This is a genomic window from Escherichia sp. KTE31, assembly GCF_000407925.1.
GTDB lineage: Bacteria > Pseudomonadota > Gammaproteobacteria > Enterobacterales > Enterobacteriaceae > Escherichia > Escherichia ruysiae.
Genome location: NZ_KE136723.1, coordinates 1,093,350 through 1,107,560, shown reverse-complemented (window position 1 = coordinate 1,107,560; position 14,211 = coordinate 1,093,350). Strand labels below are relative to the sequence as shown.

Annotated in this window: 13 protein-coding genes; all 13 read left to right on the top strand. The window is 52.6% G+C overall.

All coding sequences use genetic code 11. The features are described 5' to 3' along the window. Position 1: 1 nt before the first annotated feature. The 13 genes from wzc to cpsG all read left to right on the top strand — a co-directional run bounded on the left by wzc (position 2) and on the right by cpsG (position 14,146). Positions 2-2,158: a tyrosine-protein kinase Wzc gene (gene wzc, locus WES_RS08070; protein ID WP_016158525.1), complete on the top strand. Its 2,157-nt coding sequence runs from the start codon at positions 2-4 to the stop codon at positions 2,156-2,158. A gap of 92 nt (positions 2,159-2,250) precedes the next feature. Then, a complete protein-coding gene (gene wcaA / locus WES_RS08075) occupies positions 2,251-3,090 on the top strand; it encodes a colanic acid biosynthesis glycosyltransferase WcaA (protein WP_000654514.1) in 840 nt (279 codons plus the stop codon). A 2-nt stretch (positions 3,091-3,092) separates the two neighbouring features. Continuing rightward, positions 3,093-3,581 carry a colanic acid biosynthesis acetyltransferase WcaB gene (wcaB, locus tag WES_RS08080; RefSeq protein WP_000888750.1) on the top strand — a complete coding sequence of 163 codons (489 nt, stop codon included), beginning with the start codon at positions 3,093-3,095 and terminating at the stop codon, positions 3,579-3,581. Further along, positions 3,578-4,795 carry a colanic acid biosynthesis glycosyltransferase WcaC gene (gene wcaC / locus WES_RS08085; RefSeq protein ID WP_016158524.1) on the top strand — a complete coding sequence of 406 codons (1,218 nt, stop codon included), beginning with the start codon at positions 3,578-3,580 and terminating at the stop codon, positions 4,793-4,795. The genes wcaB and wcaC overlap by 4 nt, the downstream gene beginning before the upstream one ends. Then, positions 4,770-5,990 carry a colanic acid polymerase WcaD gene (gene wcaD / locus WES_RS08090; RefSeq protein WP_016158523.1) on the top strand — a complete coding sequence of 407 codons (1,221 nt, stop codon included), beginning with the start codon at positions 4,770-4,772 and terminating at the stop codon, positions 5,988-5,990. The genes wcaC and wcaD overlap by 26 nt, the downstream gene beginning before the upstream one ends. 125 nt (positions 5,991-6,115) lie before the next feature. After that, positions 6,116-6,862: a colanic acid biosynthesis glycosyltransferase WcaE gene (gene wcaE, locus WES_RS08095; RefSeq protein ID WP_016158522.1), complete on the top strand. Its 747-nt coding sequence runs from the start codon at positions 6,116-6,118 to the stop codon at positions 6,860-6,862. A gap of 15 nt (positions 6,863-6,877) precedes the next feature. Continuing rightward, positions 6,878-7,426 carry a colanic acid biosynthesis acetyltransferase WcaF gene (gene wcaF / locus WES_RS08100; RefSeq protein WP_016158521.1) on the top strand — a complete coding sequence of 183 codons (549 nt, stop codon included), beginning with the start codon at positions 6,878-6,880 and terminating at the stop codon, positions 7,424-7,426. A gap of 26 nt (positions 7,427-7,452) precedes the next feature. Next, the gene (gene gmd, locus WES_RS08105; protein WP_000048190.1) at positions 7,453-8,574 is read left to right on the top strand and encodes a GDP-mannose 4,6-dehydratase; all 1,122 of its coding nucleotides are present in this window, start codon (positions 7,453-7,455) and stop codon (positions 8,572-8,574) included. Positions 8,575-8,576: 2 nt separating this feature from the next. Further along, positions 8,577-9,542: a GDP-L-fucose synthase gene (fcl, locus tag WES_RS08110; protein ID WP_016158520.1), complete on the top strand. Its 966-nt coding sequence runs from the start codon at positions 8,577-8,579 to the stop codon at positions 9,540-9,542. 2 nt (positions 9,543-9,544) lie between these two features. Next, entirely contained in the window at positions 9,545-10,024 is a 480-nt protein-coding gene (gmm, locus tag WES_RS08115; RefSeq protein WP_000479836.1) for a GDP-mannose mannosyl hydrolase, read from the top strand. Continuing rightward, positions 10,021-11,235: a colanic acid biosynthesis fucosyltransferase WcaI gene (gene wcaI / locus WES_RS08120; protein WP_016158519.1), complete on the top strand. Its 1,215-nt coding sequence runs from the start codon at positions 10,021-10,023 to the stop codon at positions 11,233-11,235. Before gmm ends, wcaI begins: the two co-directional genes overlap by 4 nt. A gap of 2 nt (positions 11,236-11,237) precedes the next feature. Next, the gene (gene cpsB, locus WES_RS08125) at positions 11,238-12,674 is read left to right on the top strand and encodes a mannose-1-phosphate guanyltransferase (RefSeq protein ID WP_016235225.1); all 1,437 of its coding nucleotides are present in this window, start codon (positions 11,238-11,240) and stop codon (positions 12,672-12,674) included. A 101-nt stretch (positions 12,675-12,775) separates the two neighbouring features. Beyond that, a complete protein-coding gene (cpsG, locus tag WES_RS08130) occupies positions 12,776-14,146 on the top strand; it encodes a colanic acid biosynthesis phosphomannomutase CpsG (protein ID WP_016158516.1) in 1,371 nt (456 codons plus the stop codon). The last annotated feature ends 65 nt before the right edge of the window (positions 14,147-14,211 follow it).

Genomic DNA, 14,211 nt, shown 5'->3' with positions numbered 1-14,211 from the left:
AATGACAGAAAAAGTAAAACAACATGCCGCTCCGGTAACGGGCAGTGATGAAATCGATATTGGTCGCCTGGTCGGCACCGTCATTGAAGCGCGCTGGTGGGTGATTGGCATCACCGCCGTGTTCGCCCTCTGTGCTGTGATTTACACCTTCTTCGCCACGCCGATTTATAGCGCAGACGCGCTGGTACAAATCGAACAAAGCGGCGGCAATTCGCTGGTGCAGGATATCGGCTCGGCATTAGCCAACAAACCGCCAGCCTCGGACGCTGAGATCCAGTTGATTCGTTCGCGTCTGGTGCTTGGTAAAACGGTGGACGATCTCGACCTCGATATTGCGGTGAGCAAAAACACGTTCCCGATTTTCGGTGCGGGCTGGGATCGCCTGATGGGACGCCAGAACGAGACGGTGAAAGTGACCACCTTTAACCGCCCGAAAGAGATGGCGGATCGGGTGTTTACGCTTAATGTGCTGGACGATAAAAAATACACTCTGAGCAGCGATGGCGGCTTTAGCGCCCGTGGGCAAGCGGGCCAGATGCTGAAAAAAGAAGGCGTCACGCTGATGGTTGAGGCTATTCACGCCAGCCCGGGGAGTGAGTTTACCGTCACCAAATACTCCACGCTGGGGATGATCAATCAACTGCAAAACAGTCTGACGGTAACGGAGAACGGCAAAGACGCAGGCGTACTGAGCCTGACTTATACCGGTGAAGATCGCGAACAGATCCGCGACATTCTTAACAGCATCGCCCGTAACTATCAGGAACAAAATATTGAGCGCAAATCGGCGGAAGCGTCGAAAAGCCTCGCTTTCCTCGCACAACAGTTACCGGAAGTGCGCAGCCGCCTCGATGTCGCCGAGAACAAACTGAATGCCTTCCGTCAGGATAAAGATTCTGTCGATCTGCCGCTGGAAGCAAAAGCGGTGCTCGATTCGATGGTGAACATCGACGCGCAGCTGAACGAACTGACCTTTAAAGAGGCGGAAATTTCTAAGCTGTTCACCAAAGTTCACCCGGCGTACCGTACTTTGCTGGAGAAACGTCAGGCACTGGAAGACGAAAAAGCCAAACTTAACGGTCGCGTAACGGCAATGCCGAAAACCCAGCAGGAAATTGTGCGTCTGACTCGCGATGTCGAGTCTGGTCAGCAGGTCTATATGCAACTGCTGAATAAAGAGCAGGAGCTGAAAATCACCGAAGCCAGCACCGTTGGCGATGTGCGCATTGTTGACCCGGCAATCACCCAGCCTGGCGTGCTGAAACCGAAGAAAGGGCTGATTATTCTTGGCGCGATTATTCTTGGCCTGATGCTCTCCATTGTTGGTGTGCTACTGCGCTCGCTGTTTAATCGCGGCATCGAAAGCCCGCAGGTGCTGGAAGAACACGGTATCAGCGTCTATGCCAGCATCCCGCTGTCGGAATGGCAGAAAGCGCGCGATAGCGTCAAAACCATCAAAGGGGTTAAACGCTATAAACAAAGTCAGCTACTGGCGGTGGGGAATCCAACCGATCTGGCGATTGAAGCTATCCGCAGTCTGCGTACCAGTTTGCACTTTGCGATGATGCAGGCGCAGAACAATGTGTTGATGATGACCGGGGTTAGCCCGTCAATTGGTAAAACTTTTGTCTGTGCCAACCTGGCGGCGGTGATCAGCCAGACCAATAAACGGGTGCTGTTGATCGACTGCGATATGCGCAAAGGCTACACCCACGAGCTGTTGGGCACCAATAACGTCAATGGCCTGTCAGAGATTTTGCTTAGTCAGGGCGATATTACTACCGCTGCTAAACCGACCTCTATTGCCAAATTTGACCTGATCCCGCGCGGTCAGGTGCCGCCAAATCCTTCTGAACTGTTAATGAGCGAACGCTTTGCCGAACTGGTGAGCTGGGCGAGTAAAAGCTACGACCTGGTGTTGATTGATACGCCGCCGATTCTGGCAGTGACCGATGCAGCAATTGTCGGGCGTCACGCCGGAACCACGTTGATGGTAGCGCGTTATGCGGTCAACACCTTAAAAGAAGTGGAAACCAGTCTGAGCCGCTTTGAGCAAAACGGTATTCCTGTGAAAGGGGTGATTCTGAACTCCATCTTCCGCCGCGCCAGCGCGTATCAGGATTATGGCTATTACGAATATAAGTCGGACGCGAAATAACGACACCTGCATTCGCATCGCCCCGTAGGCCGGATAAGGCGTTCACGCCGCATCAGGCAAGTAAACCAGCTCATAAGCCGGGAGAACAACCTATGAAAGACAATCCGCTGATCTCAATCTATATGCCGACCTGGAACCGCCAACAACTGGCGATTCGGGCGATAAAATCGGTCCTGCGCCAGGACTACAGCAACTGGGAGATGATCATCGTGGATGATTGCTCCACGTCCTGGGAACAGCTTCAGCAGTACGTCACCACCCTCAACGATCCGCGTATCACCTATATTCACAACGATATTAACAGCGGAGCGTGCGCGGTACGTAACCAGGCAATTATGCGGGCGCAAGGGGAATACATCACCGGGATCGATGATGATGATGAATGGACACCCAACCGCCTGAGCGTCTTCCTCGCCCATAAACAGCAACTGGTTACTCATGCGTTCTTGTATGCCAACGACTACGTTTGCCAGGGCGAAGTCTACTCCCAACCGGCAAGCCTGCCGCTGTATCCCAAATCACCCTATTCACGCCGCCTGTTCTACAAACGCAATATCATCGGTAACCAGGTTTTTACCTGGGCGTGGCGTTTCAAAGAAAGTTTGTTCGATACCGAACTGAAAGCAGCACAGGATTACGACATCTTCCTGCGGATGGTGGTGGAGTACGGCGAACCGTGGAAAGTGGAAGAGGCGACGCAGATCCTGCATATCAATCACGGCGAAATGCAGATCACCTCGTCACCGAAAAAATTCTCCGGATACTTCCACTTTTACCGCAAGCACAAAGACAAATTTGACCGCGCCAGCAAAAAATATCAGCTGTTTACCCTCTACCAGATCCGCAATAAACGCATGACCTGGCGGACTTTGTTGACGCTGCTGTCGGTGCGTAACGGCAAACGTCTGGCTGATGGCATACGGGGGCGCTAAAGATGCTGGAAGATCTGCGTGCCAATAGCTGGAGTTTACGCCCGTGTTGCATGGTTCTTGCCTATCGCGTTGCTCATTTTTGTTCGGTGTGGCGCAAAAAGAACGTCCTCAACAATTTGTGGGCGGCTCCGCTGCTGGTGCTGTATCGCATTATCACCGAAGGCTTTTTCGGTTATGAAATCCAGGCCGCCGCGACCATTGGCCGCCGCTTTACCATTCATCACGGTTACGCCGTAGTGATCAATAAAAACGTGGTAGCGGGGAATGATTTCACCATTCGCCACGGTGTCACTATCGGCAATCGTGGTGCCGACAACATGGCGTGTCCGCAAATTGGCAACGGCGTCGAACTCGGTGCCAACGTCATTATTCTGGGTGATATCACGCTTGGAAACAACGTCACCGTGGGCGCGGGCAGCGTGGTGCTCGATTCTGTCCCGGACAACGCGCTGGTGGTGGGAGAAAAAGCGCGAGTGAAGGTAATTAAATGAATATTCTGCAATTTAATGTGCGACTGGCGGAAGGCGGAGCGGCAGGTGTGGCGTTAGATCTCCACCAGCGCGCGCTGCAACAGGGGCTGGCGTCACATTTTGTCTACGGCTACGGCAAAGGCGGCAAAGAGAGCGTCAGTCATCAACACTATCCGCAGGTAATCAAACATACGCCTCGGATGACCGCGATGGCGAACATTGCGCTGTTTCGTCTGTTTAATCGCGATCTGTTCGGCAATTTCAATGAGTTGTACCGTTCTATTACCCGCACGTCGGGGCCGGTAGTTCTGCATTTTCATGTGCTGCACAGCTACTGGTTGAATCTTAACAGTGTGGTGCGCTTTTGCGAAAAAGTGAAAAACCATAAACCGGATGTCACCCTGGTCTGGACGCTGCACGACCACTGGAGCGTTACCGGACGCTGCGCCTTTACCGACGGTTGCGAAGGCTGGAAAACCGGCTGCCAGAAATGCCCGACGCTAAATAACTATCCGCCGGTGAAGATTGATCGCGCACACCAGCTGGTGGCGGGCAAACGCCAGTTGTTTCGCGAGATGCTGGCGCTGGGCTGTCAGTTTATTTCCCCCAGCCAGCATGTGGCTGACGCTTTCAATAGCCTGTACGGTCCAGGGCGCTGCCGGATTATCAATAACGGCATTGATATGGCAACCGAAGCCATTCTGGCGGAACTGCCACCGGTGCGCGAAACCCAGGGCAAGCCGAAAATCGCGGTGGTGGCGCATGACCTGCGTTACGACGGCAAAACTAACCAGCAACTGGTGCGCGAGATGATGGCGCTGGGCGACAAAATCGAACTGCATACCTTCGGTAAGTTCTCGCCGTTCACCGCTGGTAGTGTGGTCAATCACGGCTTTGAAACCGACAAACGTAAGCTGATGAGCGCGCTCAATCAGATGGATGCGCTGGTGTTCAGTTCTCGTGTCGATAACTACCCGCTGATTTTGTGTGAGGCGCTATCGATTGGCGTGCCGGTGATCGCCACCCATAGCGATGCAGCGCGGGAAGTGCTGCAAAAATCCGGCGGTAAAACCGTCAGTGAAGAAGACGTGCTGCAACTGGTGCAGTTAAGCAAACCGGAAATCGCGCAGGCGATATTTGGCACCACGCTGACCGGGTTCAGCCAGCGCAGCCGCGTCGCCTACAGTGGACAACAGATGCTGGAGGAGTATGTCAACGTCTATCAGAATCTGTAGCTACCTGTTGCTGCCGCTGATTTACCTGCTGGTTAACGTCAAAATCGCCCAGCTTGGCGAAAGTTTCCCCATTACCATCGTCACTTTTTTACCCGTCTTGTTACTGCTGTTTTTAGAGCGCATCAGCGTTAAAAAATTGATGATTGCCTTAGGGATTGGCGCGGGGCTCACGGCGTTTAACTATTTGTTTGGTCAGTCTTTGGATGCCAGCAAATACGTCACTTCAACCATGCTATTTGTCTATATCGTGATCATTATTGGCATGGTGTGGAGCATTCGCTTTAAAACCATTTCGCCACACAACCATCGCAAGATATTACGTTTCTTTTATCTGGTGGTCGGGCTGGTGGTGGCGCTGGCGGCGGTGGAGATGGCGCAAATTATCCTCACCGGCGGCAGCAGTATTATGGAGTCGATTTCGAAATATCTGATTTACAGCAACAGCTATGTACTGAATTTCATTAAATTCGGTGGCAAGCGCACGACAGCACTTTATTTCGAACCGGCATTTTTCGCTCTGGCATTAATCTCAATTTGGCTCAGTATCAAACAGTTTGGTATCAAAACACCTAAAACAGATGCTATGATTCTCGCAGGGATAATATTATCCGGATCGTTTTCAGGGGTTATGACCTTTATCCTGTTTTATTTGCTGGAGTGGGCATTCCAATATCTGAATAAAGAGGCGATTAAGAAAAAGTTACCGTTAGCATTGATTTCTCTGGCTGTATTCCTGGTTGGTGTGGTAATTGCGTTTCCTTATATTTCCACCCGTCTGGGAGATTTAGGTACGGAAGGATCGTCATCGTATTATCGTATTGTCGGTCCGCTGGTGATGGTCGGCTATTCTTTGACCCATATTGACGGCGTAGTCAGATTTGGCTCACTTTATGAATATGTCGCATCATTCGGAATATTTAACGGTGCGGATGTCGGAAAAACCATAGACAATGGTTTGTATCTGCTGATTATTTATTTTTCCTGGTTCGCGGTGTTTTTATCGCTGTGGTACATGGGGAAAGTGATAAAAATGATGCTCAACGCTTTTGGCGATAATCGCAATTTTCGCGTGCAGCTCTATCTTTTTACGCCGGTATCACTGTTTTTTACCGGTTCGATATTTAGCCCGGAATATGCATTTTTAATCGTCTGTCCGTTTATTTTGCGAAAAGCGTTAAATATATACCCTAAATAATTCGAGTTGCAGGAAGTTGGTGACGCAGCGAATCCCCAGGAGCGTACACGAGTACGTGACTGGGGTGAGCGAGGAAAACCAACGCACATGCAGCTTGAAGTATGACGGGTATTACGAGGTAAAACATGTTGCTTAGCATAATCACTGTCGCGTTTCGTAACCTGGAAGGGATAGTCAAAACACACGCCTCGCTGGCGCATCTGGCGCAGGCGGGCGATATCTGCTTCGAATGGATTGTAGTCGATGGCGGCTCCAATGACGGCACCCGTGAGTATCTGGAAAATCTCAATGGTGTCTATAACCTACGCTTCGTCAGCGAGCCAGATAACGGTATCTACGACGCCATGAACAAAGGTATTGAAATGGCACAAGGCAAGTTTGCGCTGTTTCTCAACTCGGGTGATATTTTTCATCAGGATGCCGCAAATTTTGTTCGTAAGTTAAAAGTGCAAAAAGATAACGTGATGATCACCGGCGATGCGCTGCTGGACTTTGGCGACGGTCATAAAATTAAACGTAGCGCCAAACCTGGCTGGTATATTTATCACAGCCTGCCCGCCAGTCATCAGGCGATATTTTTCCCGGTATCTGGCTTAAAAAAATGGCGTTATGACCTGGAATATAAAGTTTCTTCAGATTATGCGCTGGCGGCAAAAATGTATAAAGCTGGTTATGTATTTAAAAAATTCAATGGCCTGGTGTCTGAATTTTCTATGGGTGGGGTATCAACCACCAATAATATGGAATTGTGTGCTGACGCGAAAAAAGTCCAACGGCAAATATTACATGTGCCAGGCTTCTGGTCAGAATTATCCTGGCATTTACGCCAGCGTACGACGGGTAAGACTAAAGCCTTATATAACAAACTTTGAATATAAGGAATATCAATGCAAGATTTAAGTGGTTTCTCGGTGCCGAAAGGGTTCCGGGGCAGCAATGCTATTAAAGTGCAATTATGGTGGGCGGTACAGGCAACAATATTTGCCTGGTCGCCACAAATATTGTATCGCTGGCGGGCATTTTTATTACGTTTATTCGGCGCAAAAATAGGAAAAAACGTAGTTATTCGTCCGTCAGTAAAAATTACCTATCCGTGGAAATTAACCTTAGGTGATTACGCGTGGGTCGGCGATGAGGTCAATTTATATACCCTCGGTGAAATAACCATTGGCGCGCATTCGGTGATATCGCAAAAAAGTTATTTATGCACCGGCAGCCACGATCATGCAAGTCGACATTTCACCATTAACGCCACGCCCATTGTGATTGGTGAGAAATGCTGGCTGGCAACCGATGTCTTTGTTGCCCCTGGCGTCACGATCGGCGACGGCACCGTCGTGGGTGCGCGAAGCAGTGTTTTTAAATCGCTTCCGGCAAATGTGGTTTGCCGGGGGAATCCCGCAGTGGTGATACGCGAACGCGTTGAAACTGAATAAATTCAAAAAATACAGAGGAATAAGACATGTCAAAAGTCGCTCTCATCACCGGTGTAACCGGACAAGACGGTTCTTACCTGGCAGAGTTTCTGCTGGAAAAAGGTTATGAGGTGCATGGTATTAAGCGTCGTGCATCGTCATTCAACACCGAGCGCGTGGATCACATTTATCAGGATCCGCACACCTGCAATCCGAAATTCCATCTGCATTATGGCGACCTGAGTGATACCTCCAACCTGACGCGCATTTTGCGTGAAGTGCAGCCGGACGAAGTGTACAACCTGGGCGCGATGAGCCACGTTGCGGTCTCTTTTGAGTCACCAGAATATACCGCAGACGTTGATGCGATGGGTACGCTGCGCCTGCTGGAGGCGATCCGCTTCCTCGGTCTGGAAAAGAAAACCCGTTTTTATCAGGCTTCCACCTCTGAACTGTATGGTCTGGTGCAGGAAATTCCGCAGAAAGAAACCACGCCGTTCTACCCGCGATCTCCGTATGCGGTCGCCAAACTGTACGCCTACTGGATCACCGTTAACTATCGTGAATCCTACGGTATGTACGCCTGCAACGGTATTCTCTTCAACCATGAATCTCCGCGCCGTGGCGAAACCTTCGTCACCCGCAAAATCACCCGCGCAATCGCCAACATCGCCCAGGGGCTGGAGTCGTGCCTGTACCTCGGCAATATGGATTCTCTGCGTGACTGGGGTCATGCCAAAGACTACGTAAAAATGCAGTGGATGATGCTGCAACAGGAACAACCGGAAGATTTCGTTATTGCTACCGGCGTTCAGTACTCCGTGCGTCAGTTCGTGGAAATGGCGGCAGCACAGCTGGGCATCAAACTGCGCTTTGAAGGCACGGGTGTTGAAGAGAAGGGCATTGTGGTTTCCGTCACCGGGCATGACGCGCCGGGCGTTAAACCGGGTGATGTGATTATCGCCGTTGATCCGCGTTACTTCCGTCCGGCTGAAGTTGAAACGCTGCTCGGTGACCCGACCAAAGCGCACGAAAAACTGGGCTGGAAACCAGAAATCACCCTCAGAGAGATGGTGTCTGAAATGGTGGCTAATGACCTCGAAGCGGCGAAAAAACACTCTCTGCTGAAATCTCACGGCTACGACGTGGCGATCGCGCTGGAGTCATAAGCATGAGTAAACAACGAATTTTTATCGCTGGCCATCGCGGGATGGTCGGTTCCGCCATCAGGCGGCAGCTCGAACAGCGCGGTGATGTGGAACTGGTATTACGCACCCGCGACGAGCTGAACCTGCTGGACAGTCGCGCGGTGCATGATTTCTTTGCCCGCGAGCGCATTGACCAGGTCTATCTGGCGGCGGCAAAAGTGGGCGGCATTGTCGCCAACAACACCTATCCGGCGGATTTCATCTATCAGAACATGATGATTGAGAGCAACATCATTCACGCCGCGCATCAGAACGACGTGAACAAACTGCTGTTTCTCGGATCGTCCTGCATCTACCCGAAACTGGCAAAACAGCCGATGGCAGAAAGCGAGTTGTTGCAGGGTACGCTGGAGCCGACCAACGAGCCTTATGCCATTGCCAAAATTGCCGGGATCAAACTGTGCGAATCTTACAACCGCCAGTATGGACGCGATTACCGCTCAGTCATGCCGACTAACCTGTACGGGCCGCACGACAACTTCCATCCGAGTAACTCGCACGTGATCCCTGCATTGCTGCGCCGCTTCCACGAGGCGACTGCACAGAATGCGCCGGACGTGGTGGTGTGGGGCAGCGGTACACCGATGCGCGAATTTCTGCATGTCGATGATATGGCGGCGGCAAGCATTCATGTGATGGAGCTGGCGCACGAAGTCTGGCTGGAAAATACCCAGCCGATGCTGTCGCACATTAACGTCGGCACGGGCGTTGACTCCACTATCCGCGAGCTGGCGCAAACCATCGCCAAAGTGGTGGGTTACAAAGGCCGGGTGGTTTTTGATGCCAGCAAACCGGATGGCACGCCGCGCAAACTGCTGGATGTGACGCGCCTGCATCAGCTTGGCTGGTATCACGAAATCTCACTGGAAGCGGGGCTTGCCAGCACTTACCAGTGGTTCCTTGAGAATCAAGACCGCTTTCGGGGGTAATGATGTTTTTACGTCAGGAAGACTTTGCCACGGTAGTGCGCTCCACTCCGCTTGTCTCTCTCGACTTTATTGTCGAGAACAGTCGCGGCGAGTTTCTGCTTGGCAAAAGAACCAACCGCCCGGCGCAGGGTTACTGGTTTGTGCCGGGAGGGCGCGTGCAGAAAGACGAAACGCTGGAAGCCGCATTTGAGCGGCTGACGATGGCGGAACTGGGGCTGCGTCTGCCGATAACAGCAGGCCAGTTTTACGGTGTCTGGCAGCATTTTTATGACGATAACTTCTCCGGCACGGATTTCACCACTCACTATGTGGTGCTCGGTTTTCGCTTCAGAGTCGCGGAAGAAGAGCTGTTACTGCCGGATGAGCAGCATGACGATTACCGCTGGCTGACGCCGGACGCGCTGCTCGCCAGTGACAATGTTCACGCTAACAGCCGCGCCTATTTTCTCGCTGAGAAGCGTGCCGGAGTACCCGGATTATGAAAATACTGGTCTACGGCATTAACTACTCGCCGGAGTTAACCGGCATCGGCAAATACACCGGAGAGATGGTGGAATGGCTTGCGGCACAAGGTCATGAGGTGCGGGTCATTACCGCACCGCCTTACTACCCGCAATGGCAGGTGGGCGAGAACTATTCCGCCTGGCGGTACAAACGAGAAGAGGGGGCCGCCACGGTGTGGCGCTGCCCGCTGTACGTGCCAAAACAGCCGAGCACACTGAAACGCCTGTTACATCTCGGCAGTTTTGCCGCCAGCAGTTTTTTCCCGCTGATGGCGCAACGTCGCTGGAAGCCGGATCGCATTATCGGCGTAGTGCCAACGCTGTTTTGCACGCCGGGAATGCGCCTGCTGGCGAAACTCTCTGGCGCGCGCACGGTGCTGCATATTCAGGATTACGAAGTGGACGCCATGCTGGGGCTGGGTCTTGCCGGAAAAGGCAAAGTGGCACAGCTGGCGACGGCGTTCGAACGTAGCGGACTGCATAACGTCGATAACGTCTCCACTATTTCGCGCTCAATGATGAATAAAGCCGTTGAAAAAGGCGTGGCGGCGGAAAACGTCATCTTCTTCCCCAACTGGTCGGAAATTGCCCGTTTTCAGCATGTTGCAGAGGCTGATGTTGACGCTCTTCGTAACCAGCTTGGCCTGCCGGATAACAAAAAAATCATTCTTTACTCCGGCAATATTGGTGAAAAGCAGGGGCTGGAAAACGTTATTGAAGCCGCCGATCGCCTGCGCGATGAACCGCTGATTTTTGCCATTGTCGGGCAGGGCGGCGGCAAAGCGAGACTGGAAAAAATGGCGCAGCAGCGTGGATTGCGCAACATGCAATTTTTCCCGCTGCAATCGTATGACGCTTTACCCGCGCTGCTGAAGATGGGCGATTGCCATCTGGTAGTGCAAAAACGCGGCGCAGCAGATGCGGTATTGCCGTCGAAGCTGACCAATATTCTGGCGGTAGGCGGTAACGCGGTGATTACCGCAGAAGCCCACACTGAGCTGGGGCAACTCTGCGAAACCTTCCCAGGAATTGCGGTTTGCGTAGAACCGGAATCGGTCGAGGCGCTGGTGGCGGGGATCCGTCAGGCGTTTCTGCTACCTAAACACAACACGGTGGCACGTGAATATGCCGAACGCACGCTCGATAAAGAGAACGTGTTACGTCAATTTATAAATGATATTCGGGGATAATTATGGCGCAGTCGAAACTCTATCCAGTGGTGATGGCAGGTGGCTCCGGTAGCCGCTTATGGCCGCTTTCCCGCGTACTTTACCCCAAGCAGTTTTTATGCCTGAAAGGCGATCTCACCATGCTGCAAACCACCATCTGCCGCCTGAACGGCGTGGAGTGCGAAAGCCCGGTGGTGATTTGCAATGAGCAGCACCGCTTTATTGTTGCGGAACAGCTGCGTCAACTGAACAAACTTACCGAGAACATTATTCTCGAACCGGCAGGGCGTAACACTGCCCCTGCCATTGCGCTGGCGGCGCTGGCGGCAACACGTCATAGCCCTGAGAGCGATCCGCTAATGCTGGTGCTGGCGGCGGATCATGTGATTGCCGATGAAGACGCGTTCCGCGCCGCCGTACGTAACGCCATGCCGTATGCCGAAGCGGGCAAACTGGTGACTTTCGGCATTGTGCCGGATCTACCAGAAACCGGTTATGGCTATATTCGTCGTGGCGAGGTTTCTGCGGGCGAGCAGGATGCGGAGGCTTTTGAAGTGGCGCAGTTTGTCGAAAAACCGAATCTGGAAACCGCTCAGGCCTATGTGGCAAGCGGCGAATATTACTGGAATAGCGGCATGTTCCTGTTCCGCGCCGGACGTTATCTCGAAGAACTGAAAAAATATCGCCCGGATATTCTCGATGCCTGCGAAAAGGCGATGAGCGCCGTCGATCCGGATCTCGATTTTATTCGGGTGGATGAAGAAGCGTTTCTCGCCTGCCCGGAAGAGTCGGTGGATTACGCGGTCATGGAACGCACGGCAGATGCGGTTGTGGTGCCGATGGATGCGGGCTGGAGCGATGTCGGTTCCTGGTCTTCATTATGGGAGATCAGCGCCCACACCGCCGAGGGTAATGTTTGCCACGGTGATGTGATTAATCACAAAACTGAAAACAGCTATGTGTATGCCGAATCTGGCCTGGTCACCACCGTCGGGGTGAAAGATCTGGTCGTGGTGCAGACCAAAGACGCAGTGCTGATTGCTGACCGTAACGCGGTGCAGGATGTGAAAAAAGTGGTCGAACAGATCAAAGCCGATGGTCGCCATGAGCATCGGGTACATCGCGAAGTGTATCGCCCGTGGGGCAAATATGACTCTATCGACGCAGGCGACCGCTATCAGGTGAAACGCATTACCGTGAAACCGGGCGAGGGTTTGTCGGTACAGATGCACCATCACCGCGCGGAACACTGGGTGGTGGTTGCGGGAACGGCAAAAGTCACCATTGACGGTGATATCAAACTGCTTGGTGAAAACGAGTCCATTTATATTCCGCTGGGGGCGACGCACTGCCTGGAAAACCCGGGGAAAATTCCGCTCGATTTAATTGAAGTGCGCTCCGGCTCTTATCTCGAAGAGGATGATGTGGTGCGTTTCGCGGATCGCTACGGACGGGTGTAGCAGTTGAATAATCAACCGGATTAATTCTCCGGTAAATAACGACAAAAACAAAATTGGCCGCTTCGGTCAGGGTCAACTATTGCCTGAAAAAGGGTAACGACATGAAAAAATTAACCTGCTTTAAAGCCTATGATATTCGCGGAAAATTAGGCGAAGAACTGAATGAAGATATTGCCTGGCGCATTGGTCGCGCCTATGGCGAATTCCTTAAACCGAAAACCATTGTTTTAGGCGGTGATGTCCGTCTCACCAGCGAAACCTTAAAACTGGCGCTGGCAAAAGGTTTACAGGATGCGGGCGTCGATGTGCTGGATATCGGCATGTCCGGCACCGAAGAGATCTATTTTGCCACGTTCCATCTCGGTGTTGATGGCGGCATTGAAGTCACTGCCAGCCATAATCCGATGGATTACAACGGCATGAAGCTGGTGCGCGAAGGGGCTCGCCCGATCAGCGGCGATACCGGACTGCGCGACGTCCAGCGTCTGGCAGAAGCCAACGACTTCCCGCCTGTCGATGAAACAACACGCGGTCGCTATCAGCAAATCAATCTGCGTGACGCTTACGTTGATCACCTGTTCGGTTATATCAATGTCAAAAACCTCACGCCGCTCAAACTGGTGATCAACTCCGGGAACGGCGCGGCGGGGCCGGTGGTGGACGCTATTGAAGCCCGCTTTAAAGCCCTCGGTGCGCCTGTGGAATTAATCAAAGTGCACAACACGCCGGACGGCAATTTCCCCAACGGTATTCCTAACCCACTACTGCCGGAATGCCGCGACGACACCCGTAATGCAGTCATCAAACACGGCGCGGATATGGGCATTGCTTTTGATGGCGATTTTGACCGCTGTTTTCTGTTTGACGAAAAAGGGCAGTTTATCGAGGGCTACTACATTGTCGGTCTGCTGGCAGAAGCGTTCCTCGAAAAAAATCCCGGCGCGAAGATCATCCACGATCCGCGTCTTTCCTGGAATACCATCGATGTGGTGACTGCCGCAGGCGGCACGCCGGTGATGTCGAAAACCGGACACGCCTTTATTAAAGAACGTATGCGCAAGGAAGACGCCATCTACGGCGGCGAAATGAGCGCGCATCATTACTTCCGTGATTTCGCCTACTGTGACAGCGGCATGATCCCGTGGCTGCTGGTAGCCGAACTGGTATGCCTGAAAGGAAAATCGCTGGGCGAACTGGTGCGCGACCGGATGGTGGCGTTCCCGGCAAGCGGTGAGATCAACAGCAAGCTGGCGCAGCCCGTTGAGGCGATTAACCGCGTCGAACAGCACTTTAGCCGCGAGGCGCTGGCGGTGGATCGCACTGACGGCATCAGCATGACCTTTGCCGACTGGCGCTTTAACCTGCGCTCCTCCAACACCGAACCGGTGGTGCGGTTGAATGTGGAATCGCGCGGTGATGTGCCGCTGATGGAAGCGCGAACGCGAACTCTGCTAACGTTGCTGAACGAGTAATGTCATTACTTTCCCCCTCACCCTGACGCTCTACTGCCTGCGGAGAGAAGAGAGCACGGAACTTT

Coding starts and splice junctions, on each gene's coding strand:
- wcaA (WP_000654514.1), top strand. CDS start 2,251: ATGAAAGACAATCCGCTGATCTCAATCTATATGCCGACCTGGAACCGC.
- fcl (WP_016158520.1), top strand. CDS start 8,577: ATGAGTAAACAACGAATTTTTATCGCTGGCCATCGCGGGATGGTCGGT.
- wcaE (WP_016158522.1), top strand. CDS start 6,116: ATGTTGCTTAGCATAATCACTGTCGCGTTTCGTAACCTGGAAGGGATA.
- cpsG (WP_016158516.1), top strand. CDS start 12,776: ATGAAAAAATTAACCTGCTTTAAAGCCTATGATATTCGCGGAAAATTA.
- gmd (WP_000048190.1), top strand. CDS start 7,453: ATGTCAAAAGTCGCTCTCATCACCGGTGTAACCGGACAAGACGGTTCT.
- cpsB (WP_016235225.1), top strand. CDS start 11,238: ATGGCGCAGTCGAAACTCTATCCAGTGGTGATGGCAGGTGGCTCCGGT.
- wcaD (WP_016158523.1), top strand. CDS start 4,770: ATGTCAACGTCTATCAGAATCTGTAGCTACCTGTTGCTGCCGCTGATT.
- wcaB (WP_000888750.1), top strand. CDS start 3,093: ATGCTGGAAGATCTGCGTGCCAATAGCTGGAGTTTACGCCCGTGTTGC.
- wzc (WP_016158525.1), top strand. CDS start 2: ATGACAGAAAAAGTAAAACAACATGCCGCTCCGGTAACGGGCAGTGAT.
- wcaI (WP_016158519.1), top strand. CDS start 10,021: ATGAAAATACTGGTCTACGGCATTAACTACTCGCCGGAGTTAACCGGC.
- wcaF (WP_016158521.1), top strand. CDS start 6,878: ATGCAAGATTTAAGTGGTTTCTCGGTGCCGAAAGGGTTCCGGGGCAGC.
- gmm (WP_000479836.1), top strand. CDS start 9,545: ATGTTTTTACGTCAGGAAGACTTTGCCACGGTAGTGCGCTCCACTCCG.
- wcaC (WP_016158524.1), top strand. CDS start 3,578: ATGAATATTCTGCAATTTAATGTGCGACTGGCGGAAGGCGGAGCGGCA.